The organism is Vicinamibacteria bacterium, from assembly GCA_035570235.1.
GTDB lineage: Bacteria > Acidobacteriota > Vicinamibacteria > Fen-336 > Fen-336 > DATMML01.
The window spans coordinates 1-16,115 of sequence record DATMML010000114.1; the positions used below are offsets into that span (position 1 = coordinate 1).

Genomic DNA, 16,115 nt, shown 5'->3' on the forward strand with positions numbered 1-16,115 from the left:
GTTCGGGGAGCCCAGGGGGAATCCCGGCCCTTAGTCCAGATCGAGGAGCTGGTACTGGGCCGCCTCGTTCAGCACCGTGCCCCAAACCTTGTGCGAGCCCTGGTGCTCGGACAGCCCGAAGGAAATGGGAGTGCCGATGCCGATCTCGAGACCCTGCATTCCCTCCAGGGCGGCGATGACCGAGTCCGTGGTCGGGTTCGGCCCCGCACGCTTCAGCCCCTCCACGAAGATGGTGGCCGCGATGTAGCCCTCCAGGGAGACGAAGTCCGGCTTCTCCCCGGGGAAGTACTTTGCCAGCGCCTCCTTGTACTTGAGCACGGTCGTGGAGGCGGAGTCGATGGGGGGGACGACCTGGGTCACGATGACGCCGCTCGAGTACTTGGGCCCGATCTGGCGGAGCTCCTCCGCCAGCGCCGAGGACCCCACGAAGGAGACGTTGGAGATGAGCGCGTCCATCTTGGCGTCCCGCAGCTTCTCGATGAATTTGGCCGCGGGCCGGTAGGGCGCCACCGTGACCACTGCGCGGACGGTCTTGCGGTTGCGGAGGATGGTGTCCACGGCGTCCTGGATGTCGAGGGTGTTGCGCTTGAATCCCACCCTCAGGATCCCGTCCGTCGGCACTCCGTACTTGCGAAGCGCCTTGGCCACGCCCGCGAAGCCGGCGTCGCCGAAGCCGTCTTGCTGCGCGAAGACCGCGATCTCCGGCGGCCTTATCCCCTTCACCTCGATGAAATACCGGACCACCGCCGCCGTCTCCTCCGCATAGCTCGCCCGGTAATTGAATACGTAGCGGTCCGGCGGTTCGCGCCGCAACAGGGGAGCGCCCGTGAAGGCCCCGAAGAAGAGGACCTTCTTGTCGATGCTGTAGGGTACGCTGACCTCGGCGGTCGGGGTTCCGACGTTGCCGATGATGGCGAAGACCTTCCGTCTCTCCAGAAGGTCCTGCATCGTCTCCTTGGTCCGCGCTGGCTCGTAGCCGTCGTCCAGGGCCACGAGGCTGAGCAAGCGGTTGCTCACGCCACCCCCGGCGTTGGCGATGGCGAAGGAGGTCTCGATGCCCAGTTTCATCTGCCGACCCAGCTCCTTGGAGGGGCCGGTGAGGGGCGCGCTCATGCCCATGGTGAGCGGCGCCGCCTGCACGGGTGCGGGTGGGGGAGGGGCGGAACGGCCGCGCAGGAGCAGGTAGACGACACCCGCTCCGATCAGCAGCACGGCGGCGCCGCCGATGATGAAGATACGAGGGTCGCGGCCCCCGGGCTTGGGAGGCGTTGGGAGGCTCTTGGGTCTCGATGGCGGCGACGGGGCCACCGCCCTCATGACCTTCTCATCCCGTCCCGCCACGCGAAGGGTTCGGGTGGGCCCCCTCGTCTCCCCGCCCGCCGCCTGCTTGATGTCGGCCACGCCGAGGTGGGCCATCCGCTCGTCGTCCATGAGCTTGGCCCCCCTGATGATGACGGCATCCCAGCGCTCGCTGATCGTGCGCTGCCCTCCCACCACGTCGGGCTCCACGTGGAACGATCCGCCCGTCCGGCTCAGCAGCGCGTGCACGGCTCGGATCCCCGAGAGAGGACCGAATTGAGCGTGAACGAGCTCGCCCCTCTCCACGTAGAGCTGAGCCTCGCCATCGGGGAAGGACAGGGTCAGGCGAGCGGTGTGGCGACCGCTGCAATAGAGGTGAATGAGATCGGAAAGGGGAATTTCGTCGAGGCCGCCCTCGAGTGGCATCGCCATCCTCCCCCGGGATCGGGCCGAAGGGCCGTCAGCCACCCCTTTCCTGGGCCTCGGTACCGGTAAGGCTTTTATTGGCACTAGATTACACGTCTGGCCGTCAAATGCAACGCCCGCAGCGTTCAGCCAGCGATACCGACCTGGAACACGGCCCTTGCCGGCCCGCCCCCCGGCATTGTATTCATAGGGGATGAGCACCCAACCGACGGTGAGCGCGCCAAATCGGTCGTTGGGCCGTTCCGGGCTCGAGGTCTCCCCGCTGGGGCTCGGCTGCATGGGGATGAGCGAGTTCTACGCGGGAGCCACCGAAGCGGAGTCAGTGGCCACCATTCACCGCGCCCTCGATCTCGGCATCCGCTTCTTGGACACGGCCGACATGTACGGACCCTTTAAGAACGAGGAGCTGGTCGGCCGAGCCATCCGAGACCGGCGCTCGAGCGTCGTCCTGGCCACCAAGTTTGGCAACCAGCGGGGCGCCGACGGAGCCTTCCTCGGCGTCTGCGGGCGGCCCGACTACGTCCGCCAGGCTTGCCATGACTCCTTGAAACGCCTGGGGGTCGAGCACATCGACCTCTATTACCAGCACCGGGTCGACCGTTCCGTTCCCATCGAGGACACGGTGGGCGCGATGGCGGAGCTCGTGCGGGCGGGCAAGGTACGTTTCCTCGGCCTCTCCGAGGCCGGTCCGGCAACCATCCGGCGCGCCCACCAGGTTCACCCCATAGCCGCCCTGCAGACCGAGTACTCTCTCTGGAGCCGCGATCCGGAGGACGAGATCCTCCCCACCGTGCGCGAGCTCGGGATCGGGTTCGTGGCCTACAGCCCGCTGGGCCGCGGCTTCCTCACCGGGCGTTTCCGCCGGCCCGAGGACATTCCGGAGACGGACTTCCGCCGGCACCATCCGCGCTTTCAGGGGGACAACTTCCAGAAGAACCTGAAGCTCGTGGACCATGTCCGGGAGCTGGCCCGGGGAAAGGGCGTCACCGCCGGGCAGCTGGCTCTGGCCTGGGTTCTCAGCCAGGGCGAGGACATCGTGCCCATTCCCGGGACGACCACACGCGTCCACCTCGAAGAGAATCTCGGGGCCCTCCGGGTCGTGCTCACCGCCCCCGAGCTCGCCCGCATCGACGCGCTCGCCCCGAAGGGAGCGACCGCCGGCCTCCGCTACCCGGAGGCGGGGATGCGAACCATCAACGTCTGACGTGGGCGAGCTCCCCGCGGGGGCTCGCAGGGCAGGCTTCAGAGCCCGCCCGCTCGCCTCGGAGCCGCGCCAACCCGGAGCAGCCTAGGGGGGTCCTGACCCGCATCTCAGGCCCTGGGGAAGCTCAGGCGCGGGGCGGGGCGGGCGGAAGCTGCCACATGAAGAAGGCGCCCAGGGCCGGGCCCGCAGTGAGGAAAGCGAATGCCCAACGCCACCCGACCAGAGTGGCCACCCAGGGCATGAGTTGGATGGAGACCACGGTGACCGCGAAGCCGACCCCGTTCTGGACGGTGAGGGCCGTGCCCGTGTACTCGGGCGGGCAGTGGCGCGCGGCCAGGGCCGAGAACTGGGGCGAGTCGGAGACCACGAAGAAGCCCCAGACGAGCAGGAAAGCGAGGAGCCCGACCGGCGGCAGAGCGTAGGCGAAGCCGGACAGGGCGCACAGTGTTCCGCTCGCGAGGAGGGAGGCGAGAGCCACATTGCGCTCGCCGATCCCACGCGAGACCCAGCCCCCGACCACACAGCCCACCGTCCCCATGGCCACGGTGGCGAAGGCCACGAGGGGGATCGCGCGCGTCCAGCGGGGCCCGTGCGCCGCGAAGCTGCCCGCCAGGTAGAAGCCCACCAGCGACCAAAGGGCATACAGCTCCCACATGTGACCGAAGTAGCCGAGGGCGGTGTAGCGGAAGGGGCGGTGGGCGAAGACGCGAAACAAGACTCTGGGGTCGAAGCGGGCGCGCTTCGGCAGGTACGGCCCGTCGCCCACCGCGGCCACGATCAAGATGCCGCCCGCCACGGCTGAGGCCGATCCCAAGGATGTGAGCCACCGCCACCCCGCGCTCCCTCCCAGGGCCTGGATCAGGTAGGGGGTGGCAGTTCCCAGCGTGAGCGCGCCCACCATCACCCCGAGCCGCCAGCCGAGGCCGGAGCGAAACCAGGTCGCCACGATCTTCATCCCCACCGGGTAGACGCCGGCCAGGGTCAGCCCGGTCAGGAAGCGGAAGATGAGAGCGGCGGAAAGGCCGTGGGCGAGCCAGGCGAAGCCGGCGTTGCAGGCCGCGCCCAGGAGGGACGAGGTGAGGAACACCCGACGCGCGTTGAACACGTCGGCGACGTTGAAGACGGCGTAGAGCAGGGTGCCGGTAATGAAGCCGAGCTGGACGGCCACGGTCAACCAGGCGCTGGCCGCCTCCCCCAGGCCCCACTCCCGTCGGAGGGCGGGAATGGCGGCCGTCCCCGAGAACCAGGTCGCCGCCGCCAGGAGCACGGCGAGGGACACGACCGCCAACGCGCGGTCGGCTTCTGCTGGCGTCCGCGCGGAGGTGTCGTCTCCCATCGCGCGGCGAGCATCACCTAGACGCGAGGGCGCGTCAATCGTGATGCAGGGCGGGAGTCTGGTTCGAACCCTCCCGAAAGGGGGCGGCCGGAGCCGCCCCCGGACTCAGTGGGTTACTAGAGGGACTGAAGCTTCTTCTTGGCCTCGGGGTAGGACAGCGGTCGCTCGATTCCCACCCATTCGGATGCGACGATCTTCTCGTATGCCTTCTTCGCGTCTTCCTTTTGCCCCAGCTTCTCGTAGGCGCGGGCCAGCAGCAGGGTGTGGAAGGGGTTTTCCGGCTCCGCCTGCTTGAGGTGCTCGACGGCCTGGGCGTATTCGCCCGCCTGGAGCTTCACGTAACCGGCCAGGTAGTGATAGGCGGGCCAATACTGCTTCGCCGGCTCTCCGCCCGCCTCGATCATGCTCCTGACCGCCTCCGCTTCGGCCCACGCTTCCTGATGCTTGCCCTGCCTGGCGAGCACGCGGGCCTTCCCGTGGCGCAGCCGCCCCAGCCACGTCTGCTTCTGGTCCTCGGGCAGCTTGCTTCCGGGCACGCTCTCGTAGCCCTTCTCGTAGTCCTTCATGGCCTCGTCGAGCCGATCGTTCTCCAGGTTGATGCGGGCCATGGCGTTCCAGATGAAGACCTCGGGGAACTGCTGGTCGAGCCCGCCGCTCTTGTACTCGGCCAGGTAGGTGCGGAGCGAATTGAGGGCCGCGTCCACGTTGCCTTCGTACAAATGGCTGAACGTGACCCCGAAACGGATCGCGAAGGGCACCGAGCCTTTGGGCAGGCTCTTCTCGACGGACTCATAGGTGGTGCGAGCCTTGACGTAGCGGCCCTTGAGGAGGTCATCCCCGGCCAGGAAGGCCTCGACCCGGGCCGTCTTGGGTCCGATCTTCTGGCACTTTTCGAAAGCGGCGAGCGCCTTGGCACCCTTGTTGTCGCCGGCGTAGAGCTGTCCGAGGATCACTTGAATTAGCCGCTCGTTGGGGTAGTCCGTGGCCAGGGCCTCCAGGGGCTCGATCGACTTCTTGAAGTCCAATCCCTGGTTGGTGCGCACGTAAGACATGGCCTCGATGAAGCGGCGCTCCCCCTCGGAGGCGTTCTTGGCCAGCACCCGCGACTTCTCATATTCCTTCTCCGCCTCGGGCCCGGGCGTGACGGCCGAGAAGTAGTACTGACCTATGGCGAAGTTGGGGTCGGCGGCCACGAGCTTCTTCGCCAATTCGATGGTTTCGGCGCCGCCCTGGAAGTTCTCGATGCGGAGCTGTAGCTCGGACAGAAGCTTCTTTGCTTCCGGCGACTTGGTGCTCCACTCGAACCGGCGCCCCGCCGGGGTGTCGGCATAGACGGCAGGCAAGACCAAGGTCACGACCGCGACGGCGCATAAGGCACGGATCTTGTTCATGAGTCTCGCTCCCTCGTCCAATTTGGGTGGCCCACTTGGCAAGCCACGGCTTGCAGAACCATACGACGGGGAAGGCTACCCGGTTCCGTACTCGGGCGAAGGTGGATCCTCCAAGCTCTCGTGGGCATTCAAAAAAAGCGATGCTGCCCCCGCCGCCAAAAGGGTGGATTCTCGGGAGCGGACCCTCTGGGCCCGCCGCTAGCGGGGGATCGTGAACGTGACCGTGACGGTCATGACGACGGCAACCGGCCGCCCGTTGAGAAGCGACGGGCGGTAGAGCCACTCGCGCACCGCGTCCACCGCCGCGCGTTCGAAGAGGGGATGCCCATGCAAGACGTGGACATCGGTCACCCTCCCGTCGGGGCCGATGACGCAGTCCAGGACGACCACGCCCGGCACGCGGGCGGCTTTCGCGATCTCGGGGAAGACGGGAGCGACGTGGCGGATCTTCAGGGGAGGCAGGAGGAGACCCCCGACTCGGATGGGCCCGCCGCCGTCCCCCGCGGGCTCGGTAGCGCTGAGCAGGCCAACCGGGTCACCCGCGGGATCGCCACCCGGGGAGCAGCCGATGCAACCAGGGGCCTGGGCGTCGTCGGGCGGTTCACCGACGTCCATGATGGCCGGCGAGGGCGCCTCGGGTCGCGTCTCCGCTTCGCTCGGAGCCGCCAGGCGCGGACCCCTCGAGAGGCGGTGCAGCGGGCCTCCCGGTGGTACGGGCGCGCAGCGGGGCACGGCAAGAGGCGAGACGATGACTGCCGGGGTAACGGTCTCTGGCAGGGCACTCGGGGTCAGCACGGGAAGGATCACGATCGCGCCCAAGAGGCTGGCGTGGAGAACGATCGACGCGGAAAGCCCAAGGGCTCCCCTCCGGCCGAGCCAGGACATGACTCCCCCTTTACGCTAAAGTCCGCGGGCGGTCGTTCTCCCAGTTGTGCGAGGGCTCTCCCGCCGAGCTGGGCGCCTTCCGCACCGCTGACGGATTCGACACCAAGATCTGGGGGCGGGGTCCCGCCCGCGTGGACTCTCTCGGCAGGCCGCGGGCGCTCGTGCCCGCCGTCAATGTCCCTTTAGTGTCCGAACGCCTCGCGCCTTGGGTTGTTTGGTCAGGAGAGGGGTGTGCCCGACCTCAACCCGTCCGCTTCTCGCTCTGGATGCCCGATGCGGCGGCGCGAACCTTTGGGGCTGGAAAGAGGTAGGTGGCTACGGCCAGGACGAGGCCAGCCAGCTCAGCCACCGTGCTTGCGATCAGGGTGATGATCACCCTCTCGGAGAGGGTGGCCTTGTTCAGGGCGATCAGGAACACGAGGACGAGAACAGCGGCGTTGACCGCAGAGTGAATCGAGAGGAGATAGGAGGCAAACCGTCGACGCAGTTCGATGTTCTGAGCGAGGTTGCGGCGCTGAAGCTGGTCGAGGGTCAGCTCTTCGGCGATGTAGCCCTTCTCGTCCGCATCTGCGCTCAGGATCAGGGTGGCCTCGCCGACCCGGAGGCTGAGCACGCGCTCACGGGTGGGCGGGCCGCCCCCTCCCGCGGTTGCGTCGTGGCCGCTCGCTTTGACGGGCTCCGGCCGCGTCTCGGTTGTCTCAGTGTCCAAGGGCCGGCCCCAGTCTTTCCGCGAGGGCTTCCAAATCGACGGGCCCGGGACGACCGGCGAAGGGCCCGAACAAGAGCTCCCGGTCGGGGAGGCGCGATCCCAGCGCGGGAGGTCGGTCGCCAGGCTCCGGGACAACGCGGAAACGGCGAGCCTCTCGGCCAAGATCGACCCGGCGCTTGGCCAGGGTCGTCATATCCTCCCCTTAAACTATTCTAGGGGCTCATGTTCAACTGGAGGCGCGAGCTACTGCAGGAACCCCACTCGAGCCCAGGCTACTCAATTCATACAAGGAAGTCAAGGTGAAACTATATATTAAATGGATCTGTAATACCCATATCAACTACTTGAAAGATACTCCAAACTCCTTGACAAATGATTTTAGTTTCGAGTAGTCTTTGCGGGATTCGTGACTGAGCACACTTCAAGCGTAGGGTTCGATACCAGCAGGCCGGGCATCGGGATACGGTGATCTTCGGGTCGGCGGTCTGAGGCCGGGCTGGTCAATGGTGGAGGTTTGCGTTGCGAGCTTTAGAGCGGACTCTTCCCCGAGGCCAGGGGAGCGACCGCAAGAGTCGTGGAACCCACATGAAGACCTTTACCGTCAGCATCGACGAGCGGCTTGATCGAGCGCTGGACGAGCTCAAACTGAGCTTGGGCAAGACCTCACGCGCCGAGGTCTTCCGGCTCGCCGTGACCCTGCTGAAGATCGCAGATGAGGCCCGGCAGGAAGGCTTGAAGCTGGCGATTGCCGACCGGCAGGGCAAGGTTCAAAGGGAGATCCTTATACCCGGCTGAGTCTCTCTTAGGGGACAAAAAGACCCTGGCCTCTCTCTGAACCGAATGAGGGTGGCGACTAGGCACGGGTTGCGCCCGAGAAGCTGAGGGGCGTGCACCCGTTGCCTCTGACCCCACCGCTCTGGTCTTAGAATGATGCCCAGATGACGCTCGAAGAGAGTCCGAGGGGGTCACCCCTGGGTCTCGGCTCCGCGGCCCTCAAGCGTTCCGCGGCTCAGGTTCGAGACGGGGTGTGGGATGCCGTGCGACGCTTGTCCCCCAAGGGCCGCTTCGCCCTTTCCCTCGGGCTTCTGGCCGCGATCCTGCTTGCTGTCTCCGTCTTTTTATCCCTCCCCTCCGCCACCCTGAAGCTAGTCTGTCGCCATGACTTTCGCACCGCCGAACTCACGGTCTGGATCGACGGGAGCGTCGTCCACACCGACACCATGACGGGGGCAGTCAAGAAGCTCTGGGGAGTGCTCGAGAAGACGGAGGGCACCTACAGCCGGACCCTTCCCGTCAGTTCGGGCAAGCACTTGGTGCAGGTTCGGATACGGGGCACGGGTTACGACCGCACCCGCAGCATTCAAGCGAACTTTGCTCGCGGCACGGAATCCACTCTCGGCATCGACTCCGGCCGGGAGCTGCTCCTCGCATGGCGGACGCCGGTGGCCGGAACCGAGCCCTCCGGAGGCACTTCCTTGTTCCGCTACGCGGGCTCCGTTCTCATGACGATCTTCGGCTCCGTCATCTCGGCATCCATCGGCGTCCTCGTGCAAAACTTCCTGCGCTCGCGCAAGGCCGGCGTCGGCCAAGCGGAAGCCCCGTCGCAGAGCCCGAAGATCGCCCCCTGAGGCTAGCCGGCCCGGGGAACCTCCGGGCGCGCTACCCGTGTCCCACCCGTGTCCCACCCGTTGACCGCGGCGCCCACTCGCGTGTAGTCTGCGCCGAAGAGGGGGTGCTCCCGGGACTCCCTCGCTCCCGTGACCGCCACGCCCCCTTCTGGGCGGGGTCCCCGAGGAACGATGCGCCGATGATCGAGCTTGTCTACAAAGAGGGCGGACAGGAGAAGGTCTACCCCGTCCACAAGGAAGAGATCGTCCTGGGCCGGTCGCCCCAGGCGGACATCGTGTTGAACGACCACTCCGTCTCCCGCGTTCACGCCACCATCTCGTTCAAGGGGAACGAGATCACGATTCGCGACGCCAAGAGCCGGAACGGAACCTGCGTGAACAAGGTGAGCGTGCTCGAGGCGCCGCTCCAGCCGGGGGACCGGGTCGTGCTCGGGAACTTCGAGCTCGAGCTCCGGGAGGGCCAGTCGGCCATAGAGAGCGTCCTCCTCGAGGAGAAGGGGGGCATCCTAGAGTCGAGCGGGGCCCTCATCCGGCGTCCCCAGGAGCTCGAGCAGCTCCTGCAAGCCCCCGTGCCCTCGGCGGAAAAGGCCCCCCCCGCGGTCATCGACGAGCTCGAACGCAACAACCGCATCCTGCGGATGGTGACCCAGGTCGCCCAGGCCCTCATCTCCGAAGACAACCTGGATGGACTCCTCCACAAGGTCATGGACCTCGTGCTGGAGAACATCGCCGGCGCGCGGGGCATGCTCGGGCTTTTCGAGGGAGAGCAACTCATCCCCCGGGTCGTGAAGTACCGCGAGACCGCCCCGGAGGGGGACAAGATCCAGATCCCGCGGTCGATTCCGGAGAGGGTGAGGACGGAGAAGGTCTCCGTCCTGGTGACGGACGCCTTGAGCGACCAGCGCTTCGACCCTTCCGCCTCCATCGTGAGGCTGGGGGTCCGCTCCGCGATGTGCGTGCCCCTCTGGGACCGGGAGCGGGTCATCGGAATCATCTACGTGGACTATGGGTTCAAGCCCGGCACCTACACAACCACGGACCTGGACCTCCTGGGCGCCTTCGCAAACTACGCGGCCGTCGCCATCGAGCGCCAGCGCCTCACGGAAAAGATCCAGGAAGAACAGGCCACCCGGGCCAAGCTCGAGCGCTACCACTCCCCGGGGGTCATCGAGACGATCCTCAAGGGCGGCGGGGGCGCGCTCGACCGCCTGGAGATGCAGGAATGCCACGCCACGGTGTGCTTCACCGATCTTGTGGGGTTCACCACCATGGCGGAGGGCATGGAGCCGCACGAGGTCGGCCGCACCATCAACGAGTACTTTGGAGAGCTGACGGAATGCATCTTCAAGTACGAAGGCACCCTGGACAAATACATTGGGGACTGCATCATGGCCGTCTTCGGGGCGCCGCTGCCCCAGAGCGACCACGCGGTAAGGGGGGTGCGGACGGCGCTCGAGATGCACCGCATGGTCGACGAGCTCAACGCCGAGCGGGCAGGGCTCCCCCAGATCCAGCTACGCACGGGCATCAACAGCGGGCGGGTGGTGGCGGGGGACATCGGGTCCCCCAAGCGGAAGGACTACAGCGTGCTCGGGGACGCCGTCAACCTGGCCTCGCGGCTCGAGGGACATGTGGCGCACCCCAGCTGGATCGTGATCGGGGAGAACACCTACGCGGAGGTCAAGGACTTCTTCGAGTGCGAGTCGCTGGGACCGCAGACGGTCAAGGGCAAGAAGCGCGAGATCGGCGCCTACCGGGTCCTCAGCGAGAAGCCAGGGGCCTTCCCCTAAGGGATGTCGAGCCCGCCGCAGAGGCCGTTGGCGGCGCAGGCCAGGAAACTCCCACTCCCGCGGGCGATGACCAGGAACTGGTTGTCGGGATGGTTCTCGCAGTCCGCTATGCCCCCCATGTTGCTCCCGACGGGAAAGCAGGCCTTGCCGTTGAAAGTCCAGGTGGGACCGGGGCGGCCCGTGTCCTTTGCGTTTCCGATAACCAGAATGTCGCAGGGAACGGCCCGGGGGTCGCCCTCCGGTGCGGTCGAGCAGTAGGTCCCACCGGTGCTGTACTGGCCGCAGTAGCCGGGGTCCGGCCCCACCACCGCTCGCGAGTCGAGCACCTTCTTGAAACCGTTGTCGACATGGACCGTGACCTTGATGCCGTAGAGAGGCGGCGGCGTGGGGACGCACTGGCCGAACGGAGAAGGCATCGTGGTGGGGGGCGGGGTCGGGCTGGACGTGGGAGCAACGGTCGGGGTCGGGCTAGGAGTGGGCGTGGAAGGACTCGAGCCGCAGCCCGCGAGTGCCAGCCCGGCAATGAAGGTGAAGGGCGGCAACACGACGTAACGCTGAATTGAACGCATGTACTCTCCCGTATGGTTGAGGCCCGTGGCGGTGGCCGATTCCACCTACTTGAGCCCACTATCCTATAACAGGGACTCTCCCGGGCGCCACCGGGAGGGGGAGGGCGCTACGCCGCGGGGAGACGGGGAGGGCGCGGCCCTCAGTTCACGGCGGCCTGGTCCGACTGGCTGGAGAGGTTGCCGTTGTCGTCCCGGAACTGCGCGGTCACGGTCAGCGTCCCCGTCCGACCTCCCGAGGGCAGACGGTACTGCAGAGACTGGCTCACGCTGAGGCTGCTCTTGGGCTCAACCCGGTTGGTGCCGTCCTGAGCTGTGATGTCGGCGGCGGCCAGGGTGACAACCCCCGATGGCTCGGCCTCGGCCCCGCTCGTTCCGTCGCGCAGCGTCGCGTTCACGAAGTTGACGCGCGCGCCCACCGTCGAGGTGGAGCTGACCTTGACCGTCCAACTCGCGATGAGGGGCGCGTCGGCGTCCGCGCTGTCCGCCGCCACCACCGGGTTGGGGTTGACCGAGATCGAGAACCCGGCCGCGGCCGGGGTGGGCGTGGCCAGGGGCGGAGAGGGGGTGGTGACGCCCCCGCCCCCGCAGCCGCTGGCCGCGATCAGGAAGGCCAAGGGCCAGGCTCTCATGACAGGCTCCACGCGTTCAGCTTTGGTCCGGAAAGCCAGTAAACGAAGCCTCCCGCCACGACCACGCCGGAGTACGAGGGTCCGGGGTCCGTGGGGGTCAGGGTCCGGATCACGGTTCCGGCGGCGGCATCAAGGATGACCACGCTGCCTCCTGAGCTGACGAAGATGAGACCGTTGGCGAGGGCCATGTTGCCGAACATGAAACCGACCGCCACTGGGGGCCAGCGGTCGGCTCCCGTGGCCGGATCGACCCCAAAGAGCTGGCCGTTGTCGCCCACGAAAAACAGAGTGCCCCCCGCGCCCCGGCTCGGGTCGTAGGCGGGCATCATGCCGATGCTCACCCCCATGCTCCGCTGCCAGATGGGCCCCGCCCCGACGGAGTCCGCCACATAGGCGTAGAAGACGCCGTTCTTGTGATTGGCCCCGAGAAGGGTCCGTCCGCCGCGGTCCTTGAAGAAGACGGGTGTCGTGCCCCAGTCCAGGTCCTGATCCGTGGCACCCTCCTTGTCGGCTTGGAGGATATCCAGGGTCAGGGGATCGAGCGTGACCATGGCCCGGTTGTAGGGGCCGTCGTAGCCGGCGAAGTCCTCGCCCGTGGCCACGGCCAGGAGGCGGCCGTCCGGGCTCAAAGCCGGCGAGTTCCAGATGCCCGCCCCCCTCAGGCCGTCGGGGACGAAGTACTGGTTCGCGAGGAGAGTTCCCGTCGTGAGGTCCAGGGCCCGCACCTCTCCCCGCACGGAGGGGTTGTCGCCTTCTGAAGACAAGCCGATGTACACGCGGCCGTTGACGATGAGGGGGGAGCACCACGTGAAGCCGCTCGGGCCCACGCCCATTTCGTGCCGCCAGAGGATGGCGCCGGTCGCCACGTCGAGCCCGTAGTAGGCAGCGTCGCCCCCGCCCGCCACGAGCACGGAGCCGGAGACGGCGGGAGTGGCCCCGAGGCCCACGTCGAAGTCGGAGGGTGGGTGATGACCCACATCGGCGGTCCAGAGGGCCGCCCCCGTGATCGCGTCAAAGGCGAAGAAGTTGTCGCCGTCGGGCCGGCTGCTTCCCGCGAAGATGCGCCCTCTCGCCACGGTAGGCGCGCCGGAGGGAGGGAAGTCGCCCATGCCGAGGTCCGCTTGCCAACGCGGCGCGAGGCGGCTCACGCTGGCGGCGGTGATCGCGATCTCCCCCGAGTTGTAGCCGGTGCGGCTCACGTCGTGTCCGTACATGACCCAATCGCTCGCTCCCGGCGGGGGGTCTGGAGTCGGGGTCGGGGCCGGGGGGGCTGGGCTCGTGGGTCCCTGCCCGCAAGAGAAGAGCAGTACCGGAAGGCTCAGGAGCAGCACGAGGCGCACGGCGCCGGCTAGTCTTTGACTCCGCATTCTCCTCCGCGGCCGACACCTGCCGCTCCTCCAGCGCACGACCGGTGTCGCTCGCGTGGATCGGCCGGACACACCTTCCGTTATTAGAGCGCACCTCCCGGCAAAGGGTTGAATCCCTGGGGCGCGGGAACCCTCTCTGTCCGCAACCCAGGAAGTCGCTTCCTATCAATGCGTACCGGGGAGGGAGGGGAGCGCCCCCCGCGGGTGCGCCCCCTCCCTTCCATGCACCTGTGAGAGAATCACGCCGGCGGCCCTCCGCCCCTGCCCACGGACGAGGAGAGATCCCCTGCGGTGACCGAACCGACCGGACAAGACCCCATCCCCCCTGTCGTTGGGCGGTACGAGATCCTGAGGGAGCTCGGCCGCGGCTCGATGGGGGTCGTCTACGAGGCCCACGATCCTGCCCTGAGTCGCAACGTGGCCTTGAAGACCATCCAGCCCGTCCTCGATCCCAAGGACAAGGAAGCGTTCGAGCAGCGCTTCTTCGCGGAGGCGCGCATCGCCGCGCGCCTCTCCCACCCCGGCATCGTGGTCGTCCATGACGTGGGCCGAGATCCCGACACCGGGATCCTCTACATCGCACTCGAGCATCTGACCGGACGAACCCTGGCGGAGATGACGGACGGCGGCCACCCGCTCGAATGGCGGGAAGCCTTGCGCCTGGGCGCGGAGATAGCGCGCGCGCTGCACCACGCCCACGAGCAGGGGGTTGTCCACCGCGACATGAAGCCCGCCAACATCATGGTCCTCTCCTCCGGTCAAGCCAAGATCATGGACTTCGGTATCGCGCGGGTCGAGACCGCGCGTTTCAAGCTGACCTCCCCCGGCGAATTTCTGGGCACACCGCTCTACATGGCGCCCGAGCAGGCGCTCAGCGGCACGGTCGACCGGCGCACCGACGTTTTCTCCCTGGGCGGCATCGTCTATACGCTCGTGGCTGGCCAACCTGCCTTTGCCGCCGCCAGCCTCCCCCAGATCGTCGCCCGGCTGGTAAAGGAGGACGCTGCGCCCCCCTCTTCCCTCATCCCCGGCCTTCCCCCGCACCTGGATCAGGTGCTGGCCCGGGCCATGGCCAAGGAGCCGGACGACCGCTACCCGCACGCTCGGGCCTTGGCCGAGGACCTCGAGGATTTGTTGGAGGGACGCATTCCGCGGCACCTTACCGGCACCGCTCCTCCGGAGGTCGAGCTCGTCCTGGCCGAGGAGGATCCCTTGGAGCAGGAATTGCACGCTCTCGTGCCCGACGCCGCTCCCCCCCCGACGGTTGGCGCGCCGACTGCTACTCACCCCCCGAGCAGTCTCATGACGGGAAGGGTTTCCCGCTCGGTGCTCCCCCCGGGCGGCCGTCATGTGGGTCTTTGGGCGGGGTTGGTCGTGGCCGGCCTCGGTGCCTGGGCCTACCTGGGTCTCCGGAGCCGCATCAGCGTCCCCACCCCCGTCGTCGTTCCCGCCCCCGCTCCTAGCGCCGCCGCCCCCAGCGCGCCCACCCCGACCTCCGCCCCCCTACAGCCCTCCCACTCCGCATCCCCGCCCGCCCCGCGCGCCTCGACCCTCGCCTCCCCGCCCGCGGCCGTCCCCTCCAAACCCAAGCGGCCCCAGGCGGAACCCGGCCACCTCCACATCGACTTCGACCATCCCCTCGAGGCGGGCACGCTGCGGGTCTGGGTCGACGATGAACTGGTCGTGGATCAAAAGCTGAGCAGCCGCGTCCACAAGGAAGCCCTGGTCTTTAAGGTCCGCCGGGGGAACCTCATGGAGCTGCTGGATGTGAGCCCGGGGAACCACGAGGTTCGCGTGCAGGTGAAGTGGGAGGACAACGACAAGACGGAGCGCATCTCCGGGGTCTTCAAGGCCGGGGTGACGAAGCGGCTGGAGGCGAGTCTGGGCTGGCTTAGGAAGAACCTCTCCCTCGATTGGAAGTGAGGGCCGCCCTGAGGAAGCGCGTGGCTCGGCGATGGATGCCGGGGCAGCTGCTCTCGCGGGGCCCGGCCACGTTCAGCACGCGGATCCTGCGCCCGCGGAGCCAGTCCCCGACCCGGGACGGGGAATGGTCCAGACTGAGGTCCAGGACCAGAAGCGGCCGCCGGCGCCGGCGCGCCGTGCGAATGGTGAGCGCGGTCCCCCCCGTCGCTCGTCCGCAGCACAGGACCAGGGTTCCGTCCGCGTCCCTCACGTTCCACTCTGTCCGCTGCCGGTAGGCCGGGGTCGGCGTCTCGAGCAGCGGATACCGCCGGGGGATAGGGCCGTCCTCGGCTTTCCTGCCCTTGGGGCACCACCCTCCGCAAGAGAGGCCCAGGCCAAGGGCCACGTCGAGGGCGGCGCGGTCCACGCCGGTCTGTCCGCCGGAGACGATCTGCCGAACCCTGCTCACGGCGCCCCGCACCAACGCTCCGTTTGCGGCCCGAACGCCCGATTGGGTATTCTGCCCCCGGCCGCACGGGATCGTCTCGCCGAGGGCCAGATGCCATGAGCAGGCCCCACCCCGAAACCCGGGCCGGACACGCCCCGAAGGATGGTCCCCGCCACGAATCCTTCATGCAGCAAGCCCTGGCCGAGGCCCGCAAGGCCCTTCACCTCGGGGAGGTTCCGGTGGGAGCGGTGCTCGTCTTGGGCGAGAAGGTGGTGGCGCATGGCTTCAACCAGCCGATTCAGGCCCGGGACCCTACCGCCCATGCGGAGGTAGTGGCCCTGCGGAGGGCGGCCAAGAAAGTCGGGAACTACCGCTTAACAGGCGCCACCCTCTACGTGACGATCGAGCCCTGCCTCATGTGCGTGGGCGCCCTCGTGCACGCCCGCGTGTCCACGCTCGTGTACGGCGCAGTCGAACCAAAGGCCGGCGCCATCCGGTCTGTCCTGGATATCGAGAAGCTGCGCCTGAACCA

Annotated in this window: 15 protein-coding genes; 6 read left to right on the top strand and 9 right to left on the bottom strand. The window is 67.6% G+C overall.

Going from position 1 to position 16,115, the window contains the following annotated elements; all coding sequences use genetic code 11:
* Nucleotides 1-30 precede the first annotated feature (30 nt).
* A complete protein-coding gene (locus VN461_20905; GenBank protein ID HXB57237.1) occupies nucleotides 31-1,725 on the bottom strand; it encodes an ABC transporter substrate-binding protein in 1,695 nt (564 codons plus the stop codon).
* Between the two features lie 193 nt (nucleotides 1,726-1,918).
* Between VN461_20905 and VN461_20910 the strand changes: the two genes are divergently transcribed.
* Complete coding sequence (locus VN461_20910; protein HXB57238.1) at nucleotides 1,919-2,929, top strand: aldo/keto reductase; 1,011 nt, start codon at nucleotides 1,919-1,921, stop codon at nucleotides 2,927-2,929.
* Nucleotides 2,930-3,053: 124 nt separating this feature from the next.
* Here the strand turns inward: VN461_20910 and VN461_20915 are convergent, their stop codons facing one another.
* The 4 genes from VN461_20915 to VN461_20930 all read right to left on the bottom strand — a co-directional run bounded on the left by VN461_20915 (nucleotide 3,054) and on the right by VN461_20930 (nucleotide 7,250).
* Nucleotides 3,054-4,265, bottom strand: a complete 1,212-nt coding sequence (locus tag VN461_20915; GenBank protein ID HXB57239.1) for an MFS transporter — start codon at nucleotides 4,263-4,265, stop codon at nucleotides 3,054-3,056.
* Nucleotides 4,266-4,381: 116 nt separating this feature from the next.
* Entirely contained in the window at nucleotides 4,382-5,656 is a 1,275-nt protein-coding gene (locus VN461_20920; protein ID HXB57240.1) for a tetratricopeptide repeat protein, read from the bottom strand.
* A 198-nt stretch (nucleotides 5,657-5,854) separates the two neighbouring features.
* Nucleotides 5,855-6,541, bottom strand: a complete 687-nt coding sequence (locus tag VN461_20925) for a TonB family protein (GenBank protein ID HXB57241.1) — start codon at nucleotides 6,539-6,541, stop codon at nucleotides 5,855-5,857.
* 241 nt (nucleotides 6,542-6,782) lie between these two features.
* On the bottom strand, nucleotides 6,783-7,250 hold the full coding sequence (locus tag VN461_20930) for a hypothetical protein (protein ID HXB57242.1): 468 nt from the start codon (nucleotides 7,248-7,250) through the stop codon (nucleotides 6,783-6,785).
* A 585-nt stretch (nucleotides 7,251-7,835) separates the two neighbouring features.
* Between VN461_20930 and VN461_20935 the strand changes: the two genes are divergently transcribed.
* The 3 genes from VN461_20935 (at nucleotide 7,836) to VN461_20945 (ending at nucleotide 10,668) form a co-directional block, all read left to right on the top strand.
* Nucleotides 7,836-8,045, top strand: coding sequence for a ribbon-helix-helix protein, CopG family (locus VN461_20935; GenBank protein HXB57243.1), 210 nt, complete (start codon nucleotides 7,836-7,838; stop codon nucleotides 8,043-8,045).
* A gap of 143 nt (nucleotides 8,046-8,188) precedes the next feature.
* Nucleotides 8,189-8,878, top strand: a complete 690-nt coding sequence (locus tag VN461_20940; GenBank protein ID HXB57244.1) for a hypothetical protein — start codon at nucleotides 8,189-8,191, stop codon at nucleotides 8,876-8,878.
* 179 nt (nucleotides 8,879-9,057) lie between these two features.
* Nucleotides 9,058-10,668, top strand: coding sequence for an adenylate/guanylate cyclase domain-containing protein (locus VN461_20945; protein ID HXB57245.1), 1,611 nt, complete (start codon nucleotides 9,058-9,060; stop codon nucleotides 10,666-10,668).
* Here VN461_20945 and VN461_20950 read toward each other — a convergent pair.
* The 3 genes from VN461_20950 to VN461_20960 form a co-directional block, all read right to left on the bottom strand.
* Nucleotides 10,665-11,237, bottom strand: a complete 573-nt coding sequence (locus tag VN461_20950) for a hypothetical protein (protein HXB57246.1) — start codon at nucleotides 11,235-11,237, stop codon at nucleotides 10,665-10,667. The two genes, VN461_20945 and VN461_20950, sit on opposite strands and share 4 nt — an antisense overlap.
* 140 nt (nucleotides 11,238-11,377) lie before the next feature.
* Nucleotides 11,378-11,866, bottom strand: a complete 489-nt coding sequence (locus VN461_20955; GenBank protein HXB57247.1) for a hypothetical protein — start codon at nucleotides 11,864-11,866, stop codon at nucleotides 11,378-11,380.
* On the bottom strand, nucleotides 11,863-13,080 hold the full coding sequence (locus tag VN461_20960) for a PQQ-binding-like beta-propeller repeat protein (GenBank protein ID HXB57248.1): 1,218 nt from the start codon (nucleotides 13,078-13,080) through the stop codon (nucleotides 11,863-11,865). The genes VN461_20955 and VN461_20960 overlap by 4 nt, the downstream gene beginning before the upstream one ends.
* A gap of 444 nt (nucleotides 13,081-13,524) precedes the next feature.
* Here VN461_20960 and VN461_20965 point away from each other — a divergent pair, with 444 nt between their 5' ends.
* On the top strand, nucleotides 13,525-15,156 hold the full coding sequence (locus tag VN461_20965; protein ID HXB57249.1) for a serine/threonine-protein kinase: 1,632 nt from the start codon (nucleotides 13,525-13,527) through the stop codon (nucleotides 15,154-15,156).
* On the opposite strand, the gene VN461_20970 is transcribed toward VN461_20965, so the two are convergent.
* Nucleotides 15,125-15,604, bottom strand: coding sequence for a putative molybdenum carrier protein (locus VN461_20970; protein HXB57250.1), 480 nt, complete (start codon nucleotides 15,602-15,604; stop codon nucleotides 15,125-15,127). The genes VN461_20965 and VN461_20970 overlap by 32 nt on opposite strands.
* Nucleotides 15,605-15,699: 95 nt before the next feature.
* On the opposite strand from VN461_20970, the gene tadA reads away from it, so the two are divergent.
* Nucleotides 15,700-16,115, top strand: a 416-nt coding sequence (tadA, locus tag VN461_20975) for a tRNA adenosine(34) deaminase TadA (GenBank protein HXB57251.1), incomplete at its 3' end; no start/stop codon positions are given.

Coding starts and splice junctions, on each gene's coding strand:
- VN461_20935 (HXB57243.1), top strand. CDS start 7,836: ATGAAGACCTTTACCGTCAGCATCGACGAGCGGCTTGATCGAGCGCTG.
- VN461_20920 (HXB57240.1), bottom strand. CDS start 5,656: ATGAACAAGATCCGTGCCTTATGCGCCGTCGCGGTCGTGACCTTGGTC.
- VN461_20915 (HXB57239.1), bottom strand. CDS start 4,265: ATGGGAGACGACACCTCCGCGCGGACGCCAGCAGAAGCCGACCGCGCG.
- VN461_20960 (HXB57248.1), bottom strand. CDS start 13,080: ATGTACGGACACGACGTGAGCCGCACCGGCTACAACTCGGGGGAGATC.
- VN461_20950 (HXB57246.1), bottom strand. CDS start 11,237: ATGCGTTCAATTCAGCGTTACGTCGTGTTGCCGCCCTTCACCTTCATT.
- VN461_20945 (HXB57245.1), top strand. CDS start 9,058: ATGATCGAGCTTGTCTACAAAGAGGGCGGACAGGAGAAGGTCTACCCC.
- VN461_20940 (HXB57244.1), top strand. CDS start 8,189: ATGACGCTCGAAGAGAGTCCGAGGGGGTCACCCCTGGGTCTCGGCTCC.
- VN461_20925 (HXB57241.1), bottom strand. CDS start 6,541: ATGTCCTGGCTCGGCCGGAGGGGAGCCCTTGGGCTTTCCGCGTCGATC.
- VN461_20955 (HXB57247.1), bottom strand. CDS start 11,866: ATGAGAGCCTGGCCCTTGGCCTTCCTGATCGCGGCCAGCGGCTGCGGG.
- VN461_20910 (HXB57238.1), top strand. CDS start 1,919: ATGAGCACCCAACCGACGGTGAGCGCGCCAAATCGGTCGTTGGGCCGT.
- VN461_20905 (HXB57237.1), bottom strand. CDS start 1,725: ATGCCACTCGAGGGCGGCCTCGACGAAATTCCCCTTTCCGATCTCATT.